At 58.5% G+C, this 22,759-nt stretch carries 23 protein-coding genes and 1 tRNA gene; 15 read left to right on the top strand and 9 right to left on the bottom strand.

Going from position 1 to position 22,759, the window contains the following annotated elements; genetic code table 11:
- Window positions 1–187: transposase (locus MHY22_RS05560; RefSeq protein WP_157844602.1), on the bottom strand; the 187-nt coding region annotated here is incomplete at its 3' end.
- A 76-nt stretch (window positions 188–263) separates the two neighbouring features.
- Between MHY22_RS05560 and MHY22_RS05555 the strand changes: the two genes are divergently transcribed.
- The 3 genes from MHY22_RS05555 (at window position 264) to MHY22_RS05545 (ending at window position 4,121) form a co-directional block, all read left to right on the top strand.
- Window positions 264–698, top strand: a complete 435-nt coding sequence (locus tag MHY22_RS05555; RefSeq protein ID WP_370658834.1) for an HNH endonuclease signature motif containing protein — start codon at window positions 264–266, stop codon at window positions 696–698.
- 150 nt (window positions 699–848) lie between these two features.
- Window positions 849–1,577: an ABC transporter ATP-binding protein gene (locus MHY22_RS05550; RefSeq protein WP_239278431.1), complete on the top strand. Its 729-nt coding sequence runs from the start codon at window positions 849–851 to the stop codon at window positions 1,575–1,577.
- Entirely contained in the window at window positions 1,578–4,121 is a 2,544-nt protein-coding gene (locus tag MHY22_RS05545) for an ABC transporter permease (protein WP_239278430.1), read from the top strand.
- A 55-nt stretch (window positions 4,122–4,176) separates the two neighbouring features.
- Here MHY22_RS05545 and MHY22_RS05540 read toward each other — a convergent pair whose 3' ends face one another.
- The 5 genes from MHY22_RS05540 to MHY22_RS05520 form a co-directional block, all read right to left on the bottom strand.
- A complete protein-coding gene (locus MHY22_RS05540; RefSeq protein ID WP_239278429.1) occupies window positions 4,177–6,486 on the bottom strand; it encodes a bifunctional lysylphosphatidylglycerol flippase/synthetase MprF in 2,310 nt (769 codons plus the stop codon).
- Window positions 6,473–7,675, bottom strand: a complete 1,203-nt coding sequence (locus MHY22_RS05535) for an alpha/beta hydrolase family protein (RefSeq protein ID WP_239278428.1) — start codon at window positions 7,673–7,675, stop codon at window positions 6,473–6,475. Before MHY22_RS05535 ends, MHY22_RS05540 begins: the two co-directional genes overlap by 14 nt.
- Window positions 7,676–7,736: 61 nt before the next feature.
- The gene (locus tag MHY22_RS05530) at window positions 7,737–8,096 is read right to left on the bottom strand and encodes a CrcB family protein (protein ID WP_239278427.1); all 360 of its coding nucleotides are present in this window, start codon (window positions 8,094–8,096) and stop codon (window positions 7,737–7,739) included.
- Complete coding sequence (locus MHY22_RS05525) at window positions 8,093–8,395, bottom strand: fluoride efflux transporter family protein (protein WP_239278426.1); 303 nt, start codon at window positions 8,393–8,395, stop codon at window positions 8,093–8,095. Before MHY22_RS05525 ends, MHY22_RS05530 begins: the two co-directional genes overlap by 4 nt.
- A 10-nt stretch (window positions 8,396–8,405) precedes the next feature.
- Window positions 8,406–9,827, bottom strand: coding sequence for a sodium:alanine symporter family protein (locus MHY22_RS05520; RefSeq protein ID WP_239278425.1), 1,422 nt, complete (start codon window positions 9,825–9,827; stop codon window positions 8,406–8,408).
- Between the two features lie 136 nt (window positions 9,828–9,963).
- Here MHY22_RS05520 and pgm point away from each other — a divergent pair, with 136 nt between their 5' ends.
- The 4 genes from pgm (at window position 9,964) to MHY22_RS05500 (ending at window position 13,013) form a co-directional block, all read left to right on the top strand.
- Window positions 9,964–11,580 carry a phosphoglucomutase (alpha-D-glucose-1,6-bisphosphate-dependent) gene (pgm, locus tag MHY22_RS05515; RefSeq protein WP_239278424.1) on the top strand — a complete coding sequence of 539 codons (1,617 nt, stop codon included), beginning with the start codon at window positions 9,964–9,966 and terminating at the stop codon, window positions 11,578–11,580.
- 16 nt (window positions 11,581–11,596) lie between these two features.
- A complete protein-coding gene (locus MHY22_RS05510; protein ID WP_239278422.1) occupies window positions 11,597–12,061 on the top strand; it encodes a MauE/DoxX family redox-associated membrane protein in 465 nt (154 codons plus the stop codon).
- Window positions 12,062–12,114: 53 nt separating this feature from the next.
- Window positions 12,115–12,864, top strand: coding sequence for a thioredoxin domain-containing protein (locus tag MHY22_RS05505; protein WP_239278421.1), 750 nt, complete (start codon window positions 12,115–12,117; stop codon window positions 12,862–12,864).
- A 76-nt stretch (window positions 12,865–12,940) separates the two neighbouring features.
- Window positions 12,941–13,013: transfer RNA gene (locus tag MHY22_RS05500), tRNA-Ala, on the top strand.
- Between the two features lie 53 nt (window positions 13,014–13,066).
- Here MHY22_RS05500 and MHY22_RS05495 read toward each other — a convergent pair.
- Entirely contained in the window at window positions 13,067–13,975 is a 909-nt protein-coding gene (locus tag MHY22_RS05495; RefSeq protein ID WP_239278420.1) for an NAD(P)/FAD-dependent oxidoreductase, read from the bottom strand.
- Window positions 13,976–14,055: 80 nt separating this feature from the next.
- Here MHY22_RS05495 and MHY22_RS05490 point away from each other — a divergent pair, with 80 nt between their 5' ends.
- Together MHY22_RS05490 and MHY22_RS05485 are read left to right on the top strand one after the other, a co-directional pair.
- Window positions 14,056–14,430, top strand: a complete 375-nt coding sequence (locus MHY22_RS05490; protein WP_239278419.1) for a DUF805 domain-containing protein — start codon at window positions 14,056–14,058, stop codon at window positions 14,428–14,430.
- Window positions 14,431–14,460: 30 nt separating this feature from the next.
- Complete coding sequence (locus MHY22_RS05485; protein ID WP_239278418.1) at window positions 14,461–15,186, top strand: fructosamine kinase family protein; 726 nt, start codon at window positions 14,461–14,463, stop codon at window positions 15,184–15,186.
- Here the strand turns inward: MHY22_RS05485 and nadE are convergent.
- The gene (nadE, locus tag MHY22_RS05480; RefSeq protein WP_239278417.1) at window positions 15,183–16,004 is read right to left on the bottom strand and encodes an ammonia-dependent NAD(+) synthetase; all 822 of its coding nucleotides are present in this window, start codon (window positions 16,002–16,004) and stop codon (window positions 15,183–15,185) included. The two genes, MHY22_RS05485 and nadE, sit on opposite strands and share 4 nt — an antisense overlap.
- Window positions 16,005–16,031: 27 nt before the next feature.
- Between nadE and MHY22_RS05475 the strand changes: the two genes are divergently transcribed.
- From MHY22_RS05475 to nrdE, 6 genes are all read left to right on the top strand, one after another.
- Window positions 16,032–17,387 carry a sugar porter family MFS transporter gene (locus MHY22_RS05475; protein WP_239278416.1) on the top strand — a complete coding sequence of 452 codons (1,356 nt, stop codon included), beginning with the start codon at window positions 16,032–16,034 and terminating at the stop codon, window positions 17,385–17,387.
- Window positions 17,388–17,507: 120 nt separating this feature from the next.
- Complete coding sequence (gene ykgO / locus MHY22_RS05470; protein ID WP_003847162.1) at window positions 17,508–17,630, top strand: type B 50S ribosomal protein L36; 123 nt, start codon at window positions 17,508–17,510, stop codon at window positions 17,628–17,630.
- 165 nt (window positions 17,631–17,795) lie between these two features.
- Complete coding sequence (locus MHY22_RS05465) at window positions 17,796–18,701, top strand: triacylglycerol lipase (RefSeq protein WP_239278414.1); 906 nt, start codon at window positions 17,796–17,798, stop codon at window positions 18,699–18,701.
- Between the two features lie 307 nt (window positions 18,702–19,008).
- Complete coding sequence (nrdH, locus tag MHY22_RS05460) at window positions 19,009–19,248, top strand: glutaredoxin-like protein NrdH (RefSeq protein ID WP_198491999.1); 240 nt, start codon at window positions 19,009–19,011, stop codon at window positions 19,246–19,248.
- 22 nt (window positions 19,249–19,270) lie between these two features.
- Complete coding sequence (gene nrdI, locus MHY22_RS05455) at window positions 19,271–19,702, top strand: class Ib ribonucleoside-diphosphate reductase assembly flavoprotein NrdI (protein ID WP_239278412.1); 432 nt, start codon at window positions 19,271–19,273, stop codon at window positions 19,700–19,702.
- Window positions 19,703–19,756: 54 nt separating this feature from the next.
- Window positions 19,757–21,919 (top strand): class 1b ribonucleoside-diphosphate reductase subunit alpha, encoded by a 2,163-nt coding sequence (gene nrdE / locus MHY22_RS05450; RefSeq protein ID WP_239278410.1) that lies wholly within the window; start codon window positions 19,757–19,759, stop codon window positions 21,917–21,919.
- A gap of 55 nt (window positions 21,920–21,974) precedes the next feature.
- On the opposite strand, the gene MHY22_RS05445 is transcribed toward nrdE, so the two are convergent.
- Window positions 21,975–22,670: a FadR/GntR family transcriptional regulator gene (locus MHY22_RS05445; protein ID WP_239278407.1), complete on the bottom strand. Its 696-nt coding sequence runs from the start codon at window positions 22,668–22,670 to the stop codon at window positions 21,975–21,977.
- Window positions 22,671–22,759 lie beyond the last annotated feature (89 nt).

The following is a 22,759-nucleotide window of genomic DNA, read 5'->3' as shown; positions in this document are numbered from 1 at the left end:
CACTCATCCCATCCGAGGCCCCTCGGCGTTCACGCTCGAGTTTGACCCACCGGCCTAAAAGCCCGGCGGAGACGCCAATCTCCTTAGCCACATGAGCGATCGGGCGCTCTGACTCGATTACCAAGTTCGCGGCTTCACGCCGGTACTCCGGCGTGTACTTCTTGCGCTGTTGACTCACAATGAACATCCTCTCCTACGGACACAGGATCCGTACAAATAGGGTGTCCACTAAACGAGGGTAACCTCACCCCGGTGCCGGATGGATAAACCTCGACCATGCCCCCACAGACAACACCTTCATCCGCCGACTCTTAGCCGACGAGGTAGACTCTTATACCCCCAGCACCGACATCCGGGCCTACACCCAAGGCAGAGACGCCACCTGCCGCTGGCCCGGCTGCACCGTCCCCGCCACCCGGTGTCAACTCGACCACCGCATCGAATACCACCTCGGCGGGCCAACCAGCCCAGATAATCTAGTCAACCTCTGCCAACACCACCACAACATCAAAACCGACCGCAGAATCCATTACATCCTCGACCCCATCACCGGAACCATCGCCTGGCTCCACCACGACGGCACCTACCAACTAGACCACCCCACCGGACCACTAACCACACACCAAACCCACTGGAACCACACCTGGGCCCAATACCTCACACACCAACAACAAAGAACACAGAGAAAGGAAGGCTAGGGAGTAGACCGGAGCCTGCGGTGTGTGACTAGGGGAAGGCGCGTGCCAGGCTTTCGCATGCCGTTTTCCTCCTCAGGGATGATGTTGGCCGGAGGCCATGGTCGCTAGACTTAAATAGGTAATTTCCCATTTACAAGGAGAATTTGTCTCATGACTGATGCTGCGGCTCGCGCCGTTGACTTGTTTAAGCAATACGGAAGCGATGACACAGCTGTCGTCGCTCTTGATCATGTATCCATTGAATTCGGCAAGAACGAATTCACGGCGATCATGGGCCCATCGGGTTCCGGTAAGTCGACGCTGATGCACACCATGGCTGGTCTCGATTCAGCGACCTCCGGATCAGCATTTATCGGTGATACCGATATGTCGGCGCTCAATGACAAAAACATTACGGCCTTGCGTCGTGACCGGCTGGGCTTTATTTTTCAGTCCTTTAACCTTGTGCCCACGCTGACTGCGGCGGAAAACATTACGCTGCCTACGGATATTGCGGGTAAGGGCGTCGATAAGCAGTGGTTTGAGGAGGTCACTAGCCGCCTTGGCCTTGCGGAGCGCCTGGAACACCGCCCAGCTGAATTGTCTGGTGGACAGCAGCAGCGCGTGGCCTGTGCTCGTGCATTGGTTTCTCGGCCAGAAATCATCTTCGGCGATGAACCGACGGGCAACCTGGATTCGAATTCTTCGGCCGAGGTGCTCGATATTCTGCGAACCGCGGTGGATAAGGACAACCAAACAGTGGTCATCGTGACACACGATGCCAAGGCCGCCTCGTATGCAGACCGGGTGGTTTTCCTTGCTGACGGCAAGCTTGTGAATGAGTTGCACAATCCGACGATGGAGGCCATTCACCAGGTAATGGCGGAGATTGAGGGCTAAATGGCACGCGGAAACGCAATGCGCAGAGTATCTCTGCGTAATATTGTGGCGCATAAGTTGCGCCTTGGGCTGACGATTCTCGCGGTAGTCTTGGGCACTGCGTTTATTGCCGGCTCGTTTATGTTCACCAATTCGCTGAAGTCTACGTTTGACTCCGCCGTGGATAATCAGTTCCGCGGCGTGGATGCAGTGGTGAGCCAAAAGGACGACAATGGCGCGAAACTGGATGACAAGCTGCGTCAGAAGCTGGCTGACGATAAGGATGTTAAAAACATCAATATCGCGGATTCGGAGACCGTTGTCGCGGCCGATGAGAACTCGGAGGCCTATCAAACCCAGGGCGGCACGGCCAGCGTTGTCCCGTTCTATCCAGAAGACAAGGTCGTTGGCGGCGCCGATGAACTGAAGGAGGGCGAGGAGCCTAGCGGTAAGGACGAGGTCCTCATCAACTCTTCCGCGGCTGACAAATACGGCATTTCTGTGGGCCAAAAGCTGACTGTGGTTCACCCCGATGAGCAGGATACGGTTACCGTTTCTGGCATCTCAGAGCCCGCGGTAGACCAGGGCGAGAGCATCGTGCTGAGCATGGCTGAAAAGGATTACCTGGAGCGCTACGGTGAGCCGAGCCAGCTCAAGGTTTCTGCAGCCGATGGAGTGGATGCGAATGCCTTGGTGGATCACCTGAACGAGAAGTATGAAGTCAAGGCGGAGTCGGGTGAGCGCCTGGCTGAGGAGACTTCGGAGATGATGTCTTCTGCCTTGAAGTTCATCAATTACTTCCTCATCGCGTTTGGCCTGATTGCGCTGCTGGTGGGCACCTTCATTATTGCGAATACTTTCTCGATGATTGTCGCGCAGCGCACTAAGGAGTTCGCTCTCTTGCGTGCGCTGGGTGCTTCCCGTCGCCAGATTACAAACTCGGTGGTGGTGGAGTCTGCCATTGTTGGTGTTCTGGGGTCCATTGTTGGCGTGGTTGCCGGTATGGGATTGGTCGCAATCATTAAGGCAGTGATGAGCGCGCAGGGAATGCCTCTCGATGGCGGCTTGGGCCTGAGCGTCTCGGCTATCGTAGTTCCAATCATTTTGGGCACTATCGTGACGGTTGTATCCGCATGGGCCCCGGCACGGCGCGCGGGCCGCGTGCAGCCGGTGGAGGCAATGCGCACTACCGAATCAGCTTCCGGAACTTCCCTGAAGGTACGCACGATTTTCGGTGCCATTATCTTGCTGGTGGGCATTGTTGCGGCGTTGGCAGGCGTGCTTTCCGACGGCGAAACCAACGTCCGCGCCATCCTCGTCGGCGTCGGCGCATTCGGTGTCATCGTGGGATTCTTCTTAGCCGGCCCGGCCCTGTCGCTACCTCTGGTTCCCACGGTGGGCAAGGTAATCGGTGCACCGTTTGGCGCTATTGGTTCACTGGCGGCGACGAACTCACGTCGTAATCCGCGCCGTACGGCAGCCACCGCATTTGCGCTGACCTTGGGCGTGGCTCTGGTGACTGCCATCGGCATGCTTGGTGCAACGATGAAGTCTTCTGTGGCCGATACCGTGGAGCAAAACATTACCTCTGATTACCTGCTTTCCGGTCCTAGCTCCGGTGAATTCCCGACGCCGAAGGACACGGGTAAGCGCGCGGCGGAGGCCGAAGGCGTCGATAAGGTGATTACCGTCGGTATGGCTCCGGTGGCCGTCGATGGTCAGGCATCGATGGATTATGGTCCACAATTCCAGCAAACGACGACTGCGGATGGAGATCCGTCGTCGATGATTGCGCTCGACATGGTCGAGGGTGATGCCAACTTGGAGAAGGGCTTCATTGCTACCGAAGACTTTGCCAAGGAACACGGCTGGAAGGTAGGAGAGACCTACACGGTTACTTCTGAGGAAAAGGACAAGAAGGCCGAGGCGAAGCTGGTCGGTACCTTTAAGCCCACCGATGTGGTCCAGAATATGGTGCTTTCGCAGGATGTGGCGGAAAAGGTCGCACCGAAGAAGTCCTTTACCGTCCAAATGGTGGGCGTCTTGGGCCAGGAAGGCTATGACAAGGAAGAACTGCGCCACAACCTAGAGGACTCGGTCAAGGATTTGGTCGTGGTTCAGGTTAATTCTGGCGAGGAGTATGCGGGCCAAGCCGCCGGATTCATCGACCAGATGCTTTCCATCTTGTATGGCCTGCTTGCCCTTGCAGTGATTATCGCCGTGCTGGGAATTGTCAATACCTTGACCCTGGGTGTTATTGAGCGACGCCAGGAGATTGGCATGTTGCGTGCCGTGGGTACGCAGCGCCGCCAGATCCGCACGATGATCACTCTTGAGTCGGTGCAGATTGCGCTCTTTGGCGCGGTAATGGGCATCCTTATCGGCCTTGGCTTGGGTTGGTCCTTTATCAAGATTCTCGGTGATGAGGGATTGGACTCCGCGCAGATTCCGTGGGCGATGGTGCTTATTATGCTCGTAGGCTCGGCCATCGTCGGCATTATTGCGGCAGTATGGCCGTCGCAACGCGCGGCAAAGACGCCGCCATTGGAGGCAATCGCGGACTAGCCTAAAACGCCCAAGGTCTCCCTTCTTGGCACAAAGAAGGGAGACCTTCCTGTATTTACGCGGCCATCCAAGCCCTGACTGCCGATACCGCATCCTTTGTTTTCATATCCGGCAGGTAGGCATGCATGGTGGCCAATGCGATGGAAGGAAGTTTCAGTTCATCGTGGTAACAGAGATACCACGGGTGCTCCTCGGGCTGGAACTTGCGCTTGCTGGCCGCTAGGGTGCGAAAGCCATAGAGTGGTTCGACTTCCTCACCAAGGCGGTCGAGGGCGACGTCGAGCCAGCTAGGCTCGTCTGGTTGTCCGGCAAGTGGGGCACCGGAAAGGGAAATCCAGGCTCGGCCTTCGGAGTGTGCGATGAGCATCGCTTCTGAGATGAGGAGTTCAATGACTCCTTTGAATCCGTGCTCATTGCGGCGCATGACGTCGAGAACGTAGCCGGCAATGGCACCATTTTCGTATACCGGCATCCAACTGGTGACACCGTGTAATGTGCCATCGGCAGACTCAGCCAGCAAGAGCCGAGTGCCGTCCACCATCATTTCTTCAATGCCACCGAGGGTAAAGCTCATTTCGGGGAGGGCCCTTTCAGAGACCCAGTCCTCGCTTAAAGCGGTGACGCGGGCGATGGAGGCAATATCTAGCTCCTTCCAGGTGGTCCACCGTGTCGTGATGCCTTCCTTTTCTGCTTTGTTTCGTGCGGTGCGCACGTTTTGGAATTTCTTTCCCTTGAACTCTACGGATTCGCAGCTGAGTACGGCTTCTTCTGCGACCTGGAGGCGTTTTAGCTGCGGGTGTGCATCGGCGAATTGGGTATTGACGGAATACCACGCCACCGTCCAGCCTTGCTCAGCGGCGAAGTCCTCGAACTCCGCGCTGATATCGTGGCCGACGGGAGCACCCAGTGTGAGGGCGATGCCATTGGAGACGCGGTAGGCCACGTAGGAATCATCGTGGAAGAAGTAGTGGTTGGATCTCCACAGGGTCATAAAAGAAAGGTGATCGCCGGTACCGGACTCGAGTAAGCGACGAGCCGAGTCGCGGTCAGATTCTTGTGCAGGGTCTACGGGCCGTGAAAAGCCAAGGTAGAGACGAACAGCCACGACGATCCAGAAGACGTTTCCCACCCATTCGTAGACGAACCAAGAAATCATCGTGGCCGGCGCGACGTGGTGGGGGAGGATGAGTGCGACTACGGCCGGGACGAAACGCAGTGGGGTTTCTGCAAGGATCGCCGCGAGGTTCGCCGGGGGTACGGTGTTGTGCAACGAGGCGGTGAGGATCCACAGGCCCGCGCCGATGGCGGCGGCAAGTATGGCGAGGGTGACCGTCCGAGTGAAGAATGCGCGGTTTTCGTGGGTGTGAAACAGTGAGCGGTTAATTAGCAGCATGAATAGTGCCAGTAGCCAGGGCAAGAGGACGAGCACGAGGTTGGGCAGGAGATAGCTCAGGCGGGCGTCATCCCAAAGCTGGTAGGTCAACAGGGTGATAGCAAGTACCTGGGTAATGACCGCCATCCACCACGCGAGCACGCGGCCGCGGGTAAGGCCAAAGCACACCACTAGCTGGATGATGAACGGCATGATATTGGCTACCACGGCGCCGATGCCTTGGGCGCGGGCGAGGTCGACTGCCGCGGTGCAACTGGCAGAAGTGACCGAATCCGCGCAGGACTGGGCGGCCTCCAAAGCGGATAGATGTGGGGTCCAAAGGAGCTGCGTAATCTGCGAAAAGGGGCCCTCTGCCATGGGGTCGAGTGCCACAAAGGCGGGCCCGATGGCTACACAGGCGACGCCAACTGCGAGGAGCACTCGGCGCTCTCTGATGGAAGGCGGTGCGGGTTCGGGCTTAAAGAGAAGTTGGCCCGCCGTAATGGAAAGTGCGGCGGCAACGATGCCGAGGACATCGGACATGGTGCCGGAATAGAGCACAAAGGTAGCGGTAAGCACGATAAGCGAGATGCGTAGCCGGCGGCGCCACAGGCGGGGTAGTAGGGCGGAAGCAAAGCCGGCAGCACCGGCGATAAAACCGATTGGGGTGAGGAAGGTATCGCTAAGGAGATCATTGCCCCACCGGTTCAGCCCTGCGGTCTCGATTCCGCGGGCAAGGACGATGGATAGGGGCACAGTAATGAGCTGAGAGGTAATTCCCACCGCCAACGTGCGCAGGGAGCCCAAGCGCCATTCTGCGGGAACGAGCCACAACAGGATAAGGACCGACAAGATGATAGCGCCGCCAGGGTGCGCGGTAGTCAGCGCCAACCAGTGAGAGGTGGGGAAGTCCACTAGGTGGAGCGCCCACATGATGACTAAGACGGCCAGGGAAACAGGAAACCTGGTCAGGATGGTTTTAAGAACGGACATCGTTGGCTCCAATTCCGTCGAAGGGATCCTTAATCGCGGTCATGCCACCGCGACGAGCGGCCCAAGCGAAAGATTCGCGCAGGGCTGGGCGCCACACCTGGAAGGAGTGGCCGCCGGGGCGGGTGCCGAAGTAGGTTTTCATGCCGGCGTTGCGGGCGGCGTCGGAAAGCGAGCGCAGGGCGTTGACGGAAGCAGCGTCCTTATCGCCAGCGATGAAGATAGCCTGGGCGGAGTAGTGCTTGTGGGCGAGCAAGTGTGCGGGGTCCTGGTCATTGAAGGCTGACTCGTCGCCAGCGAAGAATTTCTTCACCGTGGCCGCGTGGTTGCCAATGGTGGGCTCGGCCTCGCCGGAGATGTCGATGATAGAGCCATAGGCTTCGGGGCGGTTGGTAGCGATCTGCAGAGAACAGGTGCCGCCGTAGCTTAGGCCGCCGACGGTCCAAGTGCGCTGATCCGGGTTGACCTTGAATTTCTGCTTGATAACTTGCGGCACGTCTTGGCTGAGGTAGGTCATGACCTTGGCCTGGGTGCTATCGGCGCAGATGGGATTGGCTGTTTCAGAGCCGGTGGCGTCCACGGCAACGACGATAGGGCTGCGCCCTCCATTCGCCGCCTGGAATTGGTCTGCGGTTTCGGCCGCTTCACCCGAACCGAACCATTGCTCTGGGCCACCTGGGTTGCCGTGCAGGAGGACGATGACAGGCAGGGTGTGGTCCGTCCAGTATGCAGGCGGGATATACGCCGTAGCTTGGCGAGCGGAGAAATGGGAGGTGGTGCCCGGAAGATCGACGTGGACGATCGCTGCACCGGAATTGGTGTGGGAAAACTCCTCGTAGCTCATCTCTTTTGCTACGGGGCGTGGGTCCAGGGAGGCAATATCTGGGTAGGTTTGGTACTCCATGTTGATGATGCCAACGGTGGCGAGGAGGGAGAAGACTCCGGCTGCAATCGTGACAGTTTTGGGCTTGCGGAGAAACGCCGCCACGGGGACGAAAGCTGCGAGGAAGATATACCACGGAACTTGCCAGTGCTGGAGAAAGTACCAAGCGATGACGCACAGTAGGGCCGCGATGATCAGCGGCCACACCTTGCGTTGAAGGAGAATGATGATTCCTGCAATCGCGAGGATGGCGTAGAAAATCACGCCGTTGATGGGATCCGCCAAAGGCAGATTCAAAAGGAAACTCACCCGGAAAACATTAGGCCTGTGCAGGACAAAAGTAACTGCTAGTTAGCTGGGAGTTTGCCCCTCAAATGCCGTGATAAATGCGTGCCGCCCAGATGGTGCCGCGCCAGGCTAAAACGATGCCGAGTCCGATGGTCCAGAAGAGGTACTTGCTAAGCCGCCACCACTGTTTGCGTTTGATCATCTCCCCCAGTTCCTTCGCCAATGTGGACCAAGTGGATAGGCCGCCGGCGAGGCCGAGGGCGAGGAAGGGGTGAATAAGGGGGGCGTCGGCAAGCTGGGCAAAACCATAAGCCAAGCCAAGAGCGAGGGAACCCAAAATATTCGCCACGAAAGTGCAGTAGGGGGCGGGCACAAGCCGGGTAAAGCCATAGCGCAGACTACCGCCGATGAAGCCGCCGAGAAGGACGCACAGAAGATTCATCGCAGCTTGTCACCCGCCAGGTAGCCGCCCACGCAGCCGATGATGGTGGCCAGGACATAGGCCAGGGCCACGGTCCAATGTGCCTCGGAGGTCAGGAAAGCGAAGGTAGCGAAGCTGGTGAAACCGCCTAGCACGCCGGTGCCCCAAAAGGGGCCGGGGCGGAAGTAGCCCATGAGCGCACTGCCGAGGATATTGATGACGAGCAATGGGAGCATGCCGCCGCCGAGCGCGGCGGAGAGGAGGTACCTGGCCGCCGCGCCGAGCGCAGCGCCAGCACCCACGACGAGGAATTGAGGCATGCGGCCTATGTTACTTCCAGTCCATCCCCTGGGACTCTACGAACGCGCGCACCTCATTCACTGGCTTATTGAGCTTGGGGTCAAAGGCTAAGTACGCCTTGGTTTCGCGGGCCACGAGGCCGGAGAGAAGGAGCAAGCCAATGAGGTTCGGGATGGCGATAAGGCCATTGGCCAGATCGGAGAAGGTCCAAGCGAGCTCGAGCTCCGAGACGGAGCCGACAAAGAGTAGGCAGGCAAAGAACATGCGGTAGGGGATAGAGGCCTTGCGGCCGCAGAGGGACTCCAGGGAACGTTCGCCGTAATACGCCCAGGCCATGATGGTGGAAAAGGCGAAGAAAATAATGGAGAGCGAAACGATGGTGCCGCCCCAGTCGCCAGGAAGCACGCGAGAAAAGGCCTCGGCCGTCATGATTCCGGCCTCGTCGCGGCCCATATCCCAGGTACCGCCCACAACAATGACCAAGCCAGTGATGGTTACCACGATGATGGTGTCAATGAAGGTTTGCGTCATCGATACCAACCCCTGGCGCGCTGGGTGCGGGGTCTTGGCAGCCGCGGCGGCGATGGCGGCGGAGCCCATGCCGGACTCATTGGAGAAGATGCCGCGGGCAACACCGTATTGAATAGCCATCATGATGGTGGAGCCCACGAACCCGCCACCAGCGGCGGTGCCGGTAAAGGCATCGCTGAAGATCATGGCAAAGGCGGCGGGAATCTCCGCGGCATGCGAGAAGATTACATAGAGCCCGCCCAGGACGTAGACGATGATCATCAACGGGACGAAGGCGGCGGTAATGCGCCCGATGGCCTGGATTCCGCCAAGGAGTACGGAGCCCACCAAGACGAAGAGAATCGCACCGGTGGCCGCCGGGGCGATACCGAAGGTCGATTCCATATTGGTGGCCACAGCATTGGCTTGGGCGAGGTTGCCGATGCCAAAGGAGGCGCAAATTGCAAAGATGGCAAAGAATACTGCGAGTACCGATCCGAGTGGTCCGGGGATGCCACGCTTCAGGTATTGCTGTGGCCCGCCGGACATCTCGCCCTTGGAATCCGTGGTGCGAAAACGCACGCCCAGGTAGGCCTCGGTGTACTTGGACGCCATGCCCACGAGGCCGGTAATCCAGATCCATACCAGTGCGCCAGGGCCGCCGATGGACAACGCGGTGGCCACGCCCACGATATTTCCCACTCCCACGGTGGCGGCAAGGGCGGTGGTCAGCGCCTGATAATTGGAAATATCACCCTCAGTGGAGTCGTCGCCGGAGTCGCTGGCGAAGACGTGGCGCAGTGCGCGGCCGAGTGCGCGAAACTGGAGTCCGCCCAAACGAATGGTCAGCCACAGGCCGGTGCCCAACAGGAGGGGAATGAGGATGAACGGTCCCCACACCACGGTGCTGATGGCGGAGAGGATGGAATTAAGCGAGTCCATTCTGTAAATCTAGCGAACTATAGAAATGGAGTAAATTTGCCCATACCCCCAGCCGGGGGAATATTCGTCCTGCGCAACTACGGGAGAGCAGGCAAGCTGGGATGGCATACCACCCCAACCCTTCAAGGAGTACGCCATGGCCCACGAGCGCGCCGGTACGCTGGCACAGCCCGCGGATCTTATTGATATCGCAGAATTGGTCACCGCCTACTACACCCGTACCCCGGACGCCGATAACCCGGATCAGCAGGTGTCCTTCGGTACCTCAGGCCACCGCGGCTCCGCGCTGGATCGAGCCTTTAATGAGGCTCATATCCTAGCGATTACCCAAGCCATTGTGGATTACCGCGCGGAACAAGGCGTTGCTGGGGCGATTTTCATCGGCCGCGATACCCACGCGCTGTCCGAGCCTGCCATGGTCTCCGCCCTTGAGGTGCTGCTGGCCAATGGGGTGGAGGTTCGCGTCGACGAGCGCGGCCGCTACACGCCGACCCCAGCGGTCTCCCATGCCATCCTGACCCACCCTGGCGCCGATGGCATCGTGATTACCCCGTCCCATAATCCTCCCCGCGATGGCGGCTTCAAGTACAACCCGCCTACCGGTGGCCCGGCCGACGCTCAGGCCACGGATTGGATTGCGGGCCGCGCGAACGAGTACCTGCGCGCTGGGCTGGAGGGTGTGAAGCGGACGTCTGTCGCGGGCGTGCTGGACGAGCGCTGCGTGAAGCACGACTACGTGCACAACTACGTGGCTGACCTGAAGAACGTGGTGGATATGCAGGCCATTAAAGAATCCGGCCTGCTCATCGGCGCCGATCCCATGGGTGGCGCTTCCGTGGATTATTGGCAGGCCATCGCTGACCATTACGAGCTCAACGTGACCGTGGTGAATCCGGAGGTGGATTCCACTTTCCGCTTTATGACCTTGGATACGGATGGAAAGATCCGCATGGATTGCTCCTCGCCGGATGCTATGGCCTCGCTTATTGACGCCCGCTCTAAGTTCGACCTTGCCACCGGCAACGACGCCGACGCGGACCGCCATGGCATTGTCACTCCCGATGCCGGACTCATGAACCCCAATCACTACCTCGCCGTGGCTATCGAGTACCTCTTTAGTCACCGCCCGCAGTGGGGGAGTGCCGGTGTGGGAAAGACCCTGGTGTCTTCCTCCATGATCGATCGCGTGGTGAAAAGCCTAGACCGCGAATTGGTGGAGGTGCCCGTCGGCTTTAAGTGGTTTGTACCGGGGTTGCTCGAAGGCACCATTGGTTTCGGTGGCGAGGAGTCTGCCGGGGCGTCTTTCCTGCGCTTCGATGGCTCCGTGTGGTCCACCGATAAGGACGGCATCATTATGGATCTACTCGCCGCGGAGATTACCGCCGTCACCGGCAAGACTCCGTCCCAGCGCTACGCAGAACTGGCGGAGAAATTCGGCGCCCCAGCCTATGCCCGCACCGACGCCCCCGCGAACCGCGAGCAGAAGGCCATCCTCAAGAAGCTGTCTCCTGAAAAAGTTTCCGCCACGGAGCTAGCAGGCGAGGACATCGTGGCCAAGCTGACGGAGGCACCCGGCAACGGTGCGGCCATCGGCGGCCTGAAGGTAGCGACGAAAAATGCCTGGTTCGCTGCTCGTCCTTCCGGCACTGAAGATAAGTACAAAATCTATGCCGAATCTTTCTTGGGTGAGGAACATCTCAAGCAGGTGCAAGCAGAAGCACAGGCAGTTGTTTCCCATGTATTAGGGGTTTAACGCTACACTCAACCTCGTGAGTAGCAAGATTAATGGGAAGCTGGTGCTTGATGTCATCAGCTTCATTGCCCGCTTTGGCATGGCCTGGGTGTGGATTGACGCCGGCGTGCATAAGCTTGGCAAGACCCTAGACATGACCCAGGCCATCAAGGGCTATGACATCTTTACTCCCGATTGGGCCGGCTACCTCGCCATTGTCATTGGTCCGCTCGAAATCATCGGTGGCGTGCTGCTGCTGCTCGGGCTATTCCTGCGCCAGTCCTCCATCGTGGCTACCTGCGTGATGCTGCTCTTTATGGTGGGCATCGCACAAGCTTGGGCCCGTGGACTGGATATTGACTGCGGCTGCTTTGGCTATGACGCCCAAAACCCTGACCGAGGAATGGATTATGCGAAGACGCTGCTGCGCGACGCCGCATTTCTATTCCTGACCCTATGGACCATCAAGCGCCCCTTCACCAAGTTTGCCCTTCACCCCTAAGCGGTGGGCAAGGTAGGCTGGATTGGTCCGAAAATTTTGAAGGCAAGGTTCAAATGAGCAAAGTAACTGACCCTAACGCCAAGGGTGGCAACGGTTTTATTTGGGGAGTCGGCGTACTCCTCGTCATCATTGCCGTTGTTATTGGCTACATCGTGTGGAATGGCAAGCAGTCGTCCACGGATTCTGTCGATGCCCTTGAAGCCAAGGACGTAAATATGTCCATGGAGTACAACGACGGTGCTATTACCCTTAAGTCTGAAAGCGCCAAGAAGGGCACCCCTGAGGTGGATCTCTACGAAGACTACTCCTGCCCGCACTGTGCCGAACTGGCTCAGGCCACCGACGGTGACATGCAGAAGGCCATCGAAGACGGCAAGCTGATCGTCCACGTGCGTACCCTCAACTTCTTGGATGGTGAGGATATTGAGAACCAGGAGGGATACTCCACTAAGGCGGCAGCCGCTATGTCCGAGCTGGCCAAGTCTGGTGATATCAAGACCTACTGGAACCTGCGTGACTACATGCTGCAGAACCAGCAAAAGGTGGCTACTTCGTGGGACATCAAGGATATTGCTGACGCCGCCAAGGAGTTTGGCGCGGACGATGATGTCGTTGATTCCATGAAGGATGTGGACGTCAAGCAGGGCAATAAGGTGGCAAAGACTAACTACGACAAGCTGGATAAGGAAACCGGCTCTGTCTCCTCGCCGCGTATTGTCAAGGATGGCAAGGATGTTCCATCAGAAAAGGATCAAAAGGCCGGCAAGAACCTGGGTGACTGGGTAGAAATCGTCACCAAGTAGCAGGCGATTTGGAGAGTTAAATACCCTCCATGTATATTTAAGCGAGTTGCAGCCCACAGGGTTGCACCTCGTTTGAGGGGCTATGGCGCAGCTGGTAGCGCACCACACTGGCAGTGTGGGGGTCACGGGTTCGAATCCCGTTAGCTCCACAAAATAAAGGAGAGGAACATCAGTTCCTCTCCTTTTTTCTTGTTGCGGAGGGCTAGAGCTCCGCTAGATTCTCATCGAGCATGCGCTGATCGATAGCGATGCCCACGGCCGCGCCGCTGCCCATCGCTTGCGAGACTTGGTCCGGTGAGCTGACCACATTGCCGGCCGCCCACAGGCGCGATACCGAGGTCTGGCCATGCTCTACGCTGACCCACCCGTTGGCTGATTCGCAGCCAGCATCCTGCAGCAGTGCGTCATTGGGCAGAAAATCGGGCCCAGTAAAGCATGCTTCGTAGGCGTCTTCACCAGTAGTGCTTTGCACTACTACGCCGGTTGACGATGTCTCCTCTGGCCGGAGCTGTGTCACTTTCGCATCGTTTACCTTTACGCCTAATCCGGCGAGTTGAGTGCGATCAAGATCGGTGAGCTCAAGGCCATTGGGGTAAAAGGTCAGCGTGTCCGTCCACGTGGACAGCAGCTTGCTGATCCGGATGGTAAAAGGCGGATTCGCGCCGCCGATGAGCGCAACCTTCTTTCCGGTGACTTCGTAGCCATGGCAGTAAGGGCAGTGAAAGACCCTGGTGCCCCACAAATCGCTCAGGCCGGGAACTGCAGGGAGCTTGTCCGTGAGCCCCGTCGCGACGAGAACGTGGCGGGATTCAAGAACCTCGCCGCTGCCAAGCTTTGCTTGCCAAGGCTCGCACTCAGAATCCCGGGTGAGTTTCTCCACCGAGCCCTGGGTAATGGTTCCACCGAATTTCCCCACCTCCGCGTGGCCGCGCTGAAGCAGTTCGGCGGGAGCCGCGCCATCGAGGCCAAGGATGCCGTGGGCATGTTCGCTGAAGCGATTCCGGGGAGCGCCGGAATCGATTAACCGAATTTTTCGGTTAGCGCGGGCCAAGGTGATGGCCGCAGCGGTGCCGGCAAAGCCACCGCCGATGATGATGACGTCCGAGTACATTGCTCCTCCTTTATAGGAAGTGGGTAGCATGGTGCGCAGCCGAGTATATGCAGTCAACATCGAAGGGGCTCGCGCGCAGAATGACTGATGAATCCACAGGGTTCTTTACACGCGAAGCGCTCTATGGGGCGTCGCCTGTACAGGCGCTAGGCAGGTTCTTTGTAAAGTACTTCAACTTTCGTGGCCGTGCGTCCATGAGTGAGTTTTGGTGGGTTTTCGGTTTCCTCGTGCTGAGTTCTGTGGCAATCGGCATTATCGATCGGCACTTTGGCGTGGATTTTGAGACTATTGCCGAGGCGGTACTTGTGATTCCAGTCGTTTCTTTGATGTGCCGGCGGCTGCACGATTCCGGGAGGTCGGGGTTGTTATGCCTGATTGGGCTCATTCCGGTGTTCGGTGGAATCGCCTTGCTCTTTATGATGGCTCTGCCCACGCGCGAGTACGCGGCGCTTTAAAAATTTCCTTGCCAGATTAGGCTGGGCGGCATGCAGACTTTTTCAAAGCGAGTACGCGACAGAGATCAAGCAGGTGCCGAGGCTGCCGGGCTGCGGTGGCTCGGGGAAGCCACCGACGCGGTGGTCAACGTCGTGAGCGCCGACGGGCTAGAAATCGTTACCGAGCGCGTGGACGAGGTCATGCCTACGCCGGAGGCGGCGCGGACATTTGGTGCGGAGCTGGCGCGCATGCACCGTGGGGGAGCCGAAGCGTTTGGCGCGCCTCCTACCGGGTGGGAAGGCAAGAACTTCATCGGCAGTATCGAACAGGACTGCATCCCGACGGATAATTGGGGCGAGTTCTATGTTGAACAGCGAGTGCTGCCCTTCGCGGAACTAGCGGGGATTAGTGCAGCGCAGTTGGACTTGGTAAGGCGTGCCTGCGATGCCATCGCCGCGCGCAGTTGGGATGTGGCGCCGGCGCGCATCCACGGCGATCTATGGGCGGGCAACCTGCTTTTTGGAGCGGATGGCGGCATCATGATTGACCCCGCCGCCCATGGTGGGCACCCGCATACGGATTTGGGGATGTTGGCGCTTTTCGGGGCACCGTACCTTGAGGAGATTTTCCGGGGATATGGTGCGCCTAAGGACATCGAAAAGTGGATTCCCATGCACCAGCTGCATCCGTTGGCAGTGCATGCGCTGACGCACGGCGCCAGCTATAACCGGCCGCTGGAGCACGCTGCGGCCGCAACCTTGGAGGCACTGGCCTAAAGATTCGGCCCCTGCGGCATGATGCGTTTGTGGGCGCCGCGGTGCCATAAGGTTTCGATGCGTTCGCGGGCGGCGTCGGGAACCGCTTTGCCCTCTAGGTAGTCATCGATGTGGGCGTAGGTGACGCCGAGGGCTTCTTCGTCGGGAAGCTGGGGCTTATCGTCCTCCAAGTCCGCGGTGGGGACCTTCTCCCAGGTAGAGCGCGGGGCGCCGAGGTGCTCTAGGAGGGCGGCGCCTTGGCGCTTATTGAGCCCTGCCAAGGGGAGGAGATCCGCCGCGCCATCGCCCCACTTGGTAAAGAAGGCGGTGACGTTTTCCGCCGCGTGGTCGGTGCCGATGACTAGCGCGCCTACCTCGCCTGCGATGGCGTATTGGGAGGTCATGCGCAGGCGCGCTTTGGTATTGCCGCGGTTGAAATCGGTGACGTCGGCAAGCTGCAGCGCATCCGCCACCTGATCGTCGAGGGCCAGGGTGGCCGGCTTGATATCGACGGTGGCGCGGTGATCGGGCTGGATGAAATCCAGGGCAATCTGGGCATCGTCCTCATCGGCCTGCACGCCATGGGGCAGGCGCACGGCCCAAAACTCCGCGCCGTCGACGCGCTCCACCGCCAGCTGCGCAAGCTTTCCCGCCAAGGTGGAATCCTGGCCGCCGGAAATTCCCAGCACGTAGCCTTTAGCACCGGTGGTACGCAGGTAGTCAACCAAGAAATCCACGCGGCGTCGCACTTCGGCTTCTGGATCGATAAAGGGGCGCACACCCAGGGCTTTTATGATGGTTTGCTGCAGTTTTTCGGCATCGTTCGACATGACGTTCATGGTAGCCGCCTGACACAATATTGTGCTGTGAATAAGGAAGTTTATGTCAAGGTAGTAGCTGGAATAGCGGCCCTGGGCGGGCTGCTATTTGGATACGACACCGGCGTGATGTCCGGTGCCTTGCTTTTTATTAGTCCCGCATTCGACATGAGTGCCCACCAAGAGGGTTGGGTGACCTCGATGCTGCTCGTGGGTGCTGCAGTAGGTGCGCTGACGGCGGGGCGCATCGCCGATAGATATGGACGCCGCTTCACGCTGATTGCAGGCGGCATCATTTTCGTGTTGGGGTCCATCTGGTGTGCGCTTTCCGGCTCGGTGGGAATGCTGGCCGCGGCGCGCACCTTTTTGGGCTTGGCCGTGGGTGCAGTGTCCATCGTGTCTCCCATGTATATCGCGGAGATCGTGCCCGCCAAGGTGCGCGGGCGCATGGTCTCGCTCAATACCCTCGCGATTGTGGTGGGGCAGTTGATGGCCTACCTGGTCAACTCTGCGCTGGCCTCTACCGGTAGCTGGGAGTGGATGCTGGGCTTGGCCGCCGTGCCGGGCCTGGCGCTGGCGCTTGGGATGGCGTTTCTGCCAGAGACGCCGGTATGGCTGGCCACTAACGGGAAAATGCCCCGCGCCCAAGAGATCGCCGGGCGCGCCGGGATGGATATTTCGGATCTGACCTCGCAGGAGACTGCGCGAAAGTCCAGCGGATCCGAATGGAAGGCTCTGAAAGCTCATCGGTGGATGCAAATTACGGTGTTGCTTGCCATGTTGATGGGGCTGACGCAGCAGATTACCGGCGTCAACGCCATCGTGTACTTCGCGCCGACCATGATGAACCAGGTGGGGATATCCACTGCCAACTCGGTTTATACCTCCATCGTTATCGGCACGGTATCCGTGCTGGCTTGCTGGGTGGGGCTCAAGGTCGTGGACCGCATTGGGCGAAAGCGGTTGTTGCTGATCGGCCTGACCGGCAACGTGGTCTCGCTGTTTATCCTCTCCTTTGCCTATTCTCATGCGCAGGACTCCACTGCTATGGCCATGGTCTCGTTGGTATTCATGGCGCTGTTTATCGCCTTTCAGCAGGCGGCAGTGTCGCCCACTACCTGGCTACTCATCTCCGAGCTGGTGCCACTGCAGGTGCGCGGCCTAGGCATGGGCATTGCGGGGCTCTCGCTATGGGCCACCAACTGGGCCGTGGCGCAGTACTTCCTGCCGCTAGTGGAGTGGCTGACCGGCCCAGTGGCGTTTATCGTCTTCGGAGTCTTTGGTCTCATCGCCATCGGCTACACCAAGGTTTTGGTTCCAGAGACTATGGGACGTAGCCTGGATGAGGTAGGCGAGGAAATGAAGTCGCGCTACGAGCGCGAGTCCGCACCCGTGAAGCCTTAGTGTTTTGGTATTGACGGCCGTGTGAGGTAACATTTTTCCTCGTGTCATGGCTGGGGATTCCCAGTCCGTGCTTTACTTATTCAACCGCATGTAGATTGCGCATAACGAAAGGAGCGCCCGATGAAGGTCCGTAAGTCCCTTCGGTCGCTGAAGAAGAAGCCGGGCGCCCAGGTTATTCGCCGCCACGGTAAGGTCTTCGTGATCAACAAGAAGGATCCCCGTTTCAAGGCTCGTCAGGGCTAATTGAGACGCGATTCCATCCGCTCCCTCCGGACTCCCGGAGTGGGGCGGATTTTTTCATGCGTGAGCTCCGGCACAAAGGATAAATTCTTTTAAATCCAAGTGAACATAAAGGCAAATATATGAATATAATTATTTTGTCTATTTATGTCGTGAGAAAGAAGAATAATGTCCCAGCGAATCGTCGCCGCGCTCACTGCCGCCGCACTCGGATTGTCTGCCCCAGTGGCTCATGCCGCAGAACCACAGTGGGAATCCTCTGCACCGGAGTCTCTTGGTATCAATGACCCGTCCTGTGTGCCTTCAGGGGACATCACTGAGCCCGTTGTGCTGCTGCATGGAACCTCGAATAATGCTTCCGTGTGGGGAAATTTGGTCCATCTCTTGCAAGATCAGGGGGCGTGCGTGTGGGCCTTTGACTACGGCGCCGATGATGTCACCTTGCAGAATATGATTCCAAGCGTCAAAGCCATCGCGGACCTGGATGATTCGGCCGCGGAAATTGCGGATCAGGTGGACTATGTCCGCGAGGTCACTGGCTCGGACAAGGTGAACTTGGTGGGCCATTCCCAGGGCGGTATGCACATCAAGACGTATACACAGATGCATGGTGGGGCGGGGCATGTGTCCCATGCGGTGGCGCTAGGTGGCAACTTCCATGGCACCACGCTTAACGGGCAGGGGGAGACGCTTTCTAAATTCATTGCCTTCGCACCTCACCTCGCCGCCTTCCTGGCTAGTACGGCCGGCATCCAGCAAGTAGTGGGGTCGGAGTTTATGCAACGGCTCAATGCGCTGCCAGATACCGCGCCAGGCGTGCTTTATACCTCCATTTACTCGCCGGGGGATACGACGGTGACTCCGAATAGTTCTTCGCAGCTGGCGCTTGGCGACGGCGCCGATGTGGTCAACCTCGACCTGGGCGAGGTCTGCGGCGTGGCTCCTCGGCACGACAAGCTGCCGACCGACCGGACGGTGTTGAGTCAGGTCATTTTTGGGCTGACGCGCGCCCCGGGGGAGGGGCCGAACCCGTCGACCTGCGTCTCTGAGGGGGTGCCGATAAGCGGGGCCTAGAGCGGGTCGCCAGCCCCTTAAATGTGAACTTTGACACACAAAATCGTGAACTCCAGGTAAACCTGCAGGAATCCCATTGGTGTAGTTTCATGGCTGTCCTTAGGTGTGGTCAACATGTGGGGGCCGGGGGTGTGCCATCCTGGGAATACCATGGCTGTAACTACTACATATTGTGTTAGTTGCGGGTATTTCCCCCAAAGTATAGTGTCGTTGATGTTGTTCAGAGCGGCGCAGGAAGCGCCCGTTTAGGCGGGAAAACGCTCCCCGCTCTGACGAATTTTTCAATGCAGGAGCTTTAAGGATCTATATGTCTATCACCGTTTACACCAAGCCAGCTTGCGTCCAGTGCAATGCCACCAAGAAGGCCCTCGACCGCGCCGGTCTCGATTACAACCTGGTCGATATTTCTGTTGATGATGAAGCCCGTGACTACGTCATGGCACTGGGCTACGTTCAGGCACCAGTAGTTGAAGCTAATGGCGAGCACTGGTCCGGTTTCCGCCCTGACCGTATCAAGGGCTTGGCTTCCGTAGCGGCATCCGCCTAAGAGGTAGGGGAGGCCAGTAGCTATGTTGGTCGTGTATTTTTCCTCCGCGACGGAAAATACGCACCGGTTCGTGCAGAAACTGGGCTTTCCCAGCGCGCGCATTCCGCTGCGCCGCACGGAGGAGCCCCTCAAGGTCAACGAACCTTATGTCTTGGTGTGCCCCACCTACGGCGGGGGCGCTTCCATCAGCCACCAAAACTCTCGGCCCGTGCCAAAGCAGGTTATTAAGTTCCTCAATGATGAGCACAACCGCAGCCTCATTCGCGCGGTAATCTCTGGTGGTAATAGCAATTTCGGTGCCGATTTTGGCAAGGCTGGTGACGTCATCAGTGCCAAATGTAAAGTGCCCTATGTATATCGTTTCGAGTTGCTGGGAAACGATGACGATATAAAAATTTGTCGTGAAGGTTTATTGGCTAACGCCGCCGAGCTCGGGCTCGAGGCCGCGGCCTAGCGCCCACTACGACTTAAATAAAGATCCTGATTTTTAAGAAAGGCCTTGTCAGCTGTGAGTACGCAATTGGGGAAGACCGTCGCCGAGCCAGTAAAGCCAGAAGAGCAGTTGGATTACCACGCTCTGAACGCGATGCTGAATCTCTACGATGATAACGGCAAGATTCAGTTTGAGAAAGACCGCGAGGCCGCTAACCAATTCTTCCTGCAGCACGTTAATCAAAACACGGTCTACTTCCATGATCTGGAAGAAAAGATCGATTACCTGATTAATAACAAGTACTACGACCCGCAGGTCATTGAGCAGTATGATTTCTCCTTTATTAAGGAGCTATTCAAGCGCGCTTATTCCTATAAGTTCCGCTTCAAGTCCTTCCTGGGCGCGTATAAGTACTACACCAGCTACACGCTGAAGACCTTTGATGGCCGCCGCTACCTCGAGCGCTTTGAGGACCGCGTGTCCATGACCGCCCTGTTCTTGGCAGACGGCGACGCAGGCTTGGCCGAGCACCTCGTAGATGAGATCATGACCGGCCGCTTCCAGCCGGCTACCCCGACCTTCCTCAACGCCGGCAAGGCCCAGCGCGGCGAGCTCGTCTCCTGCTTCCTGCTGCGCATCGAGGACAATATGGAGTCCATTGGCCGCTCCATCAACTCCGCGCTGCAGCTTTCCAAGCGCGGCGGCGGCGTGGCCCTCCTGCTGTCTAATATCCGCGAGTCCGGTGCGCCAATTAAGCACATTGAGAACCAGTCTTCCGGCGTCATCCCCGTGATGAAGCTGCTGGAGGATTCCTTCTCCTACGCCAACCAGCTCGGTGCCCGCCAGGGTGCCGGTGCGGTTTACCTCAACGCGCACCACCCGGACATCATGAACTTCCTGGATACCAAGCGCGAGAATGCGGATGAGAAGATCCGCATTAAGACCCTCTCGCTGGGCATCGTCGTGCCGGATATCACCTTTGAGTTGGCTAAGCGCAATGATGATATGTACCTCTTCTCGCCGTATGACGTCGAGCGCGTCTATGGCAAGGCCTTCGGTGACATCTCCGTGACCGAGCACTATGAGGAGATGGTGGAAGACCCACGCATCCGCAAGAAGAAGATCAACGCCCGCCACTTCTTCCAGACCGTGGCAGAGCTGCAGTTCGAGTCCGGTTACCCGTACATCATGTTCGAGGACACCGTAAACCGCGCGAACCCAGTGAAGACCTCGTGGATCAACATGTCCAACCTGTGCTCGGAAATCCTGCAGGTCAACTCCGCATCCGAATTCAACGCGGACCTGACCTATGAGGAGCTGGGCAGCGATATTTCCTGCAACTTGGGTTCCCTGAATATCGCGATGACCATGGATTCGCCGGACTTTGCCAATACGGTGGAAACCGCCATCCGCGGCCTTACTGCCGTGGCGGATAAGACCTCCATCGATTCCGTGCCGTCCGTGCGCCGTGGTAATGACGAGTCCCACGCCATCGGCTTGGGCCAGATGAACCTGCACGGTTACTTGGGCCGCGAGCACATCGAGTATGGCTCGGAAGAAGGCCTGGACTTCACCAATGCCTACTTCGCATCCGTGCTGTATGCGGCGCTGCGCGCTTCCAATAAGATCGCCCGCGAGCGCGGCGAGTACTTCACGGAATTCCCGCAGTCCGAGTATGCCTCCGGCGAATTCTTTGACCGCTACGATCCGGAAGAGTTCAAGCCGAAGACAAAGAAGGTGCAGGAACTTTTCGACGCCTCTTCGATCCACACCCCGTCCGCCCAGGACTGGGAGGACTTGAAGCAGGAGGTGGCTAAGTACGGCCTGTATAACCGCAACCTGCAGGCGGTACCGCCGACGGGCTCGATTTCCTATATCAATAACTCCACCTCGTCCATCCACCCGATTGCCTCCAAGATTGAGATCCGCAAGGAAGGCAAGATCGGTCGCGTCTACTACCCGGCGCCGCACATGGATAATGACAACCTGGAGTACTTCAAGGACTCTTATGAGATCGGCTATGAGAAGATCGTCGATACTTATGCCGTAGCCACCAAGTATGTGGACCAGGGCCTTTCGCTCACGCTCTTCTTCAAGGACACCGCGACCACCCGCGATGTCAACCGCGCGCAGATTTATGCATGGCGCAAGGGTATTAAGACCTTGTACTACATCCGCCTGCGCCAGATGGCGCTGGAGGGCACCGAGGTCGAGGGCTGCGTATCCTGCATGCTCTAAACCGCAGGTAGGGCGCCTCGCTGCACGTCGTGGGGAAGGACGTGCAGCGAGGCGTTTAGCCGTTTTCTGCCCGGGTGCGGTCGAGGATGGTGCGGGAGGTTTCTTCGGCGGCGTCGGCAAGCCCGGCATCGATGGCACGGGCCAGCTCCATGTGTAGCTGTGTGGTGCCGCTGATGGGGTCTCGCTTGCGGGAGCCGAAGACGGACTTGCCCTTGAGCATCGCCACCAGGGAGGGGGCGAGCGCGGCCAGCATTTCATTTCCAGAGGCCCGCAGGATGAGGGTGTGGAAGCGTAAATCGGTTTCTAATTCTTCGCCCACGCGCGGAGATGGAGTGGATTCCAGCTCGGCCAATCGCGCGGCGAGGCGCAGCAATTCCCCCCGCTGCTGGGCGGTGGCATTGCCGGCAGCTAGGCGCGCGGCCACCGGTTCGATTCCAAGCCGCAGCTCATTGAGCCGGGCCACTTGCTGCCCGCGCGTTTTATCGTTGTTCAACCGCCAGCCAATGATCGCTGGGTCATATACAGCCCACTTTTCCATCGGCAGCACCGTGATGCCCACGCGGCGCCCGGAGCTCACCATGCCGAGATGCTCCAGGGTGCGCATGGCTTCGCGGGCCACGGTGCGGGAGATGCCAAAGCGCTTTTCGACGTCCCCCAGCCGGAACCGCTCACCCTCTGCGAGGTCTCCGCTTACTATATCCGCGCCGAGTTGATCCACCACGGAGTCGAGTAGGGGAGGGGTGGCGCTCATGGTGGGTGAATCCTCTCTGTCCAGGCACTCGGTATAGCTGGGATCAGTATAGGCATGAGGCATTCACCACAATGGCAAAGAGGCCGGGC

The organism is Corynebacterium sp. ACRPO (assembly GCF_022347205.1).
In the GTDB taxonomy this organism is placed as follows: Bacteria; Actinomycetota; Actinomycetes; order Mycobacteriales; family Mycobacteriaceae; genus Corynebacterium.
Note: the sequence above shows the minus strand (reverse complement) of the source record. Positions and strands in the feature narration are given on the sequence as shown.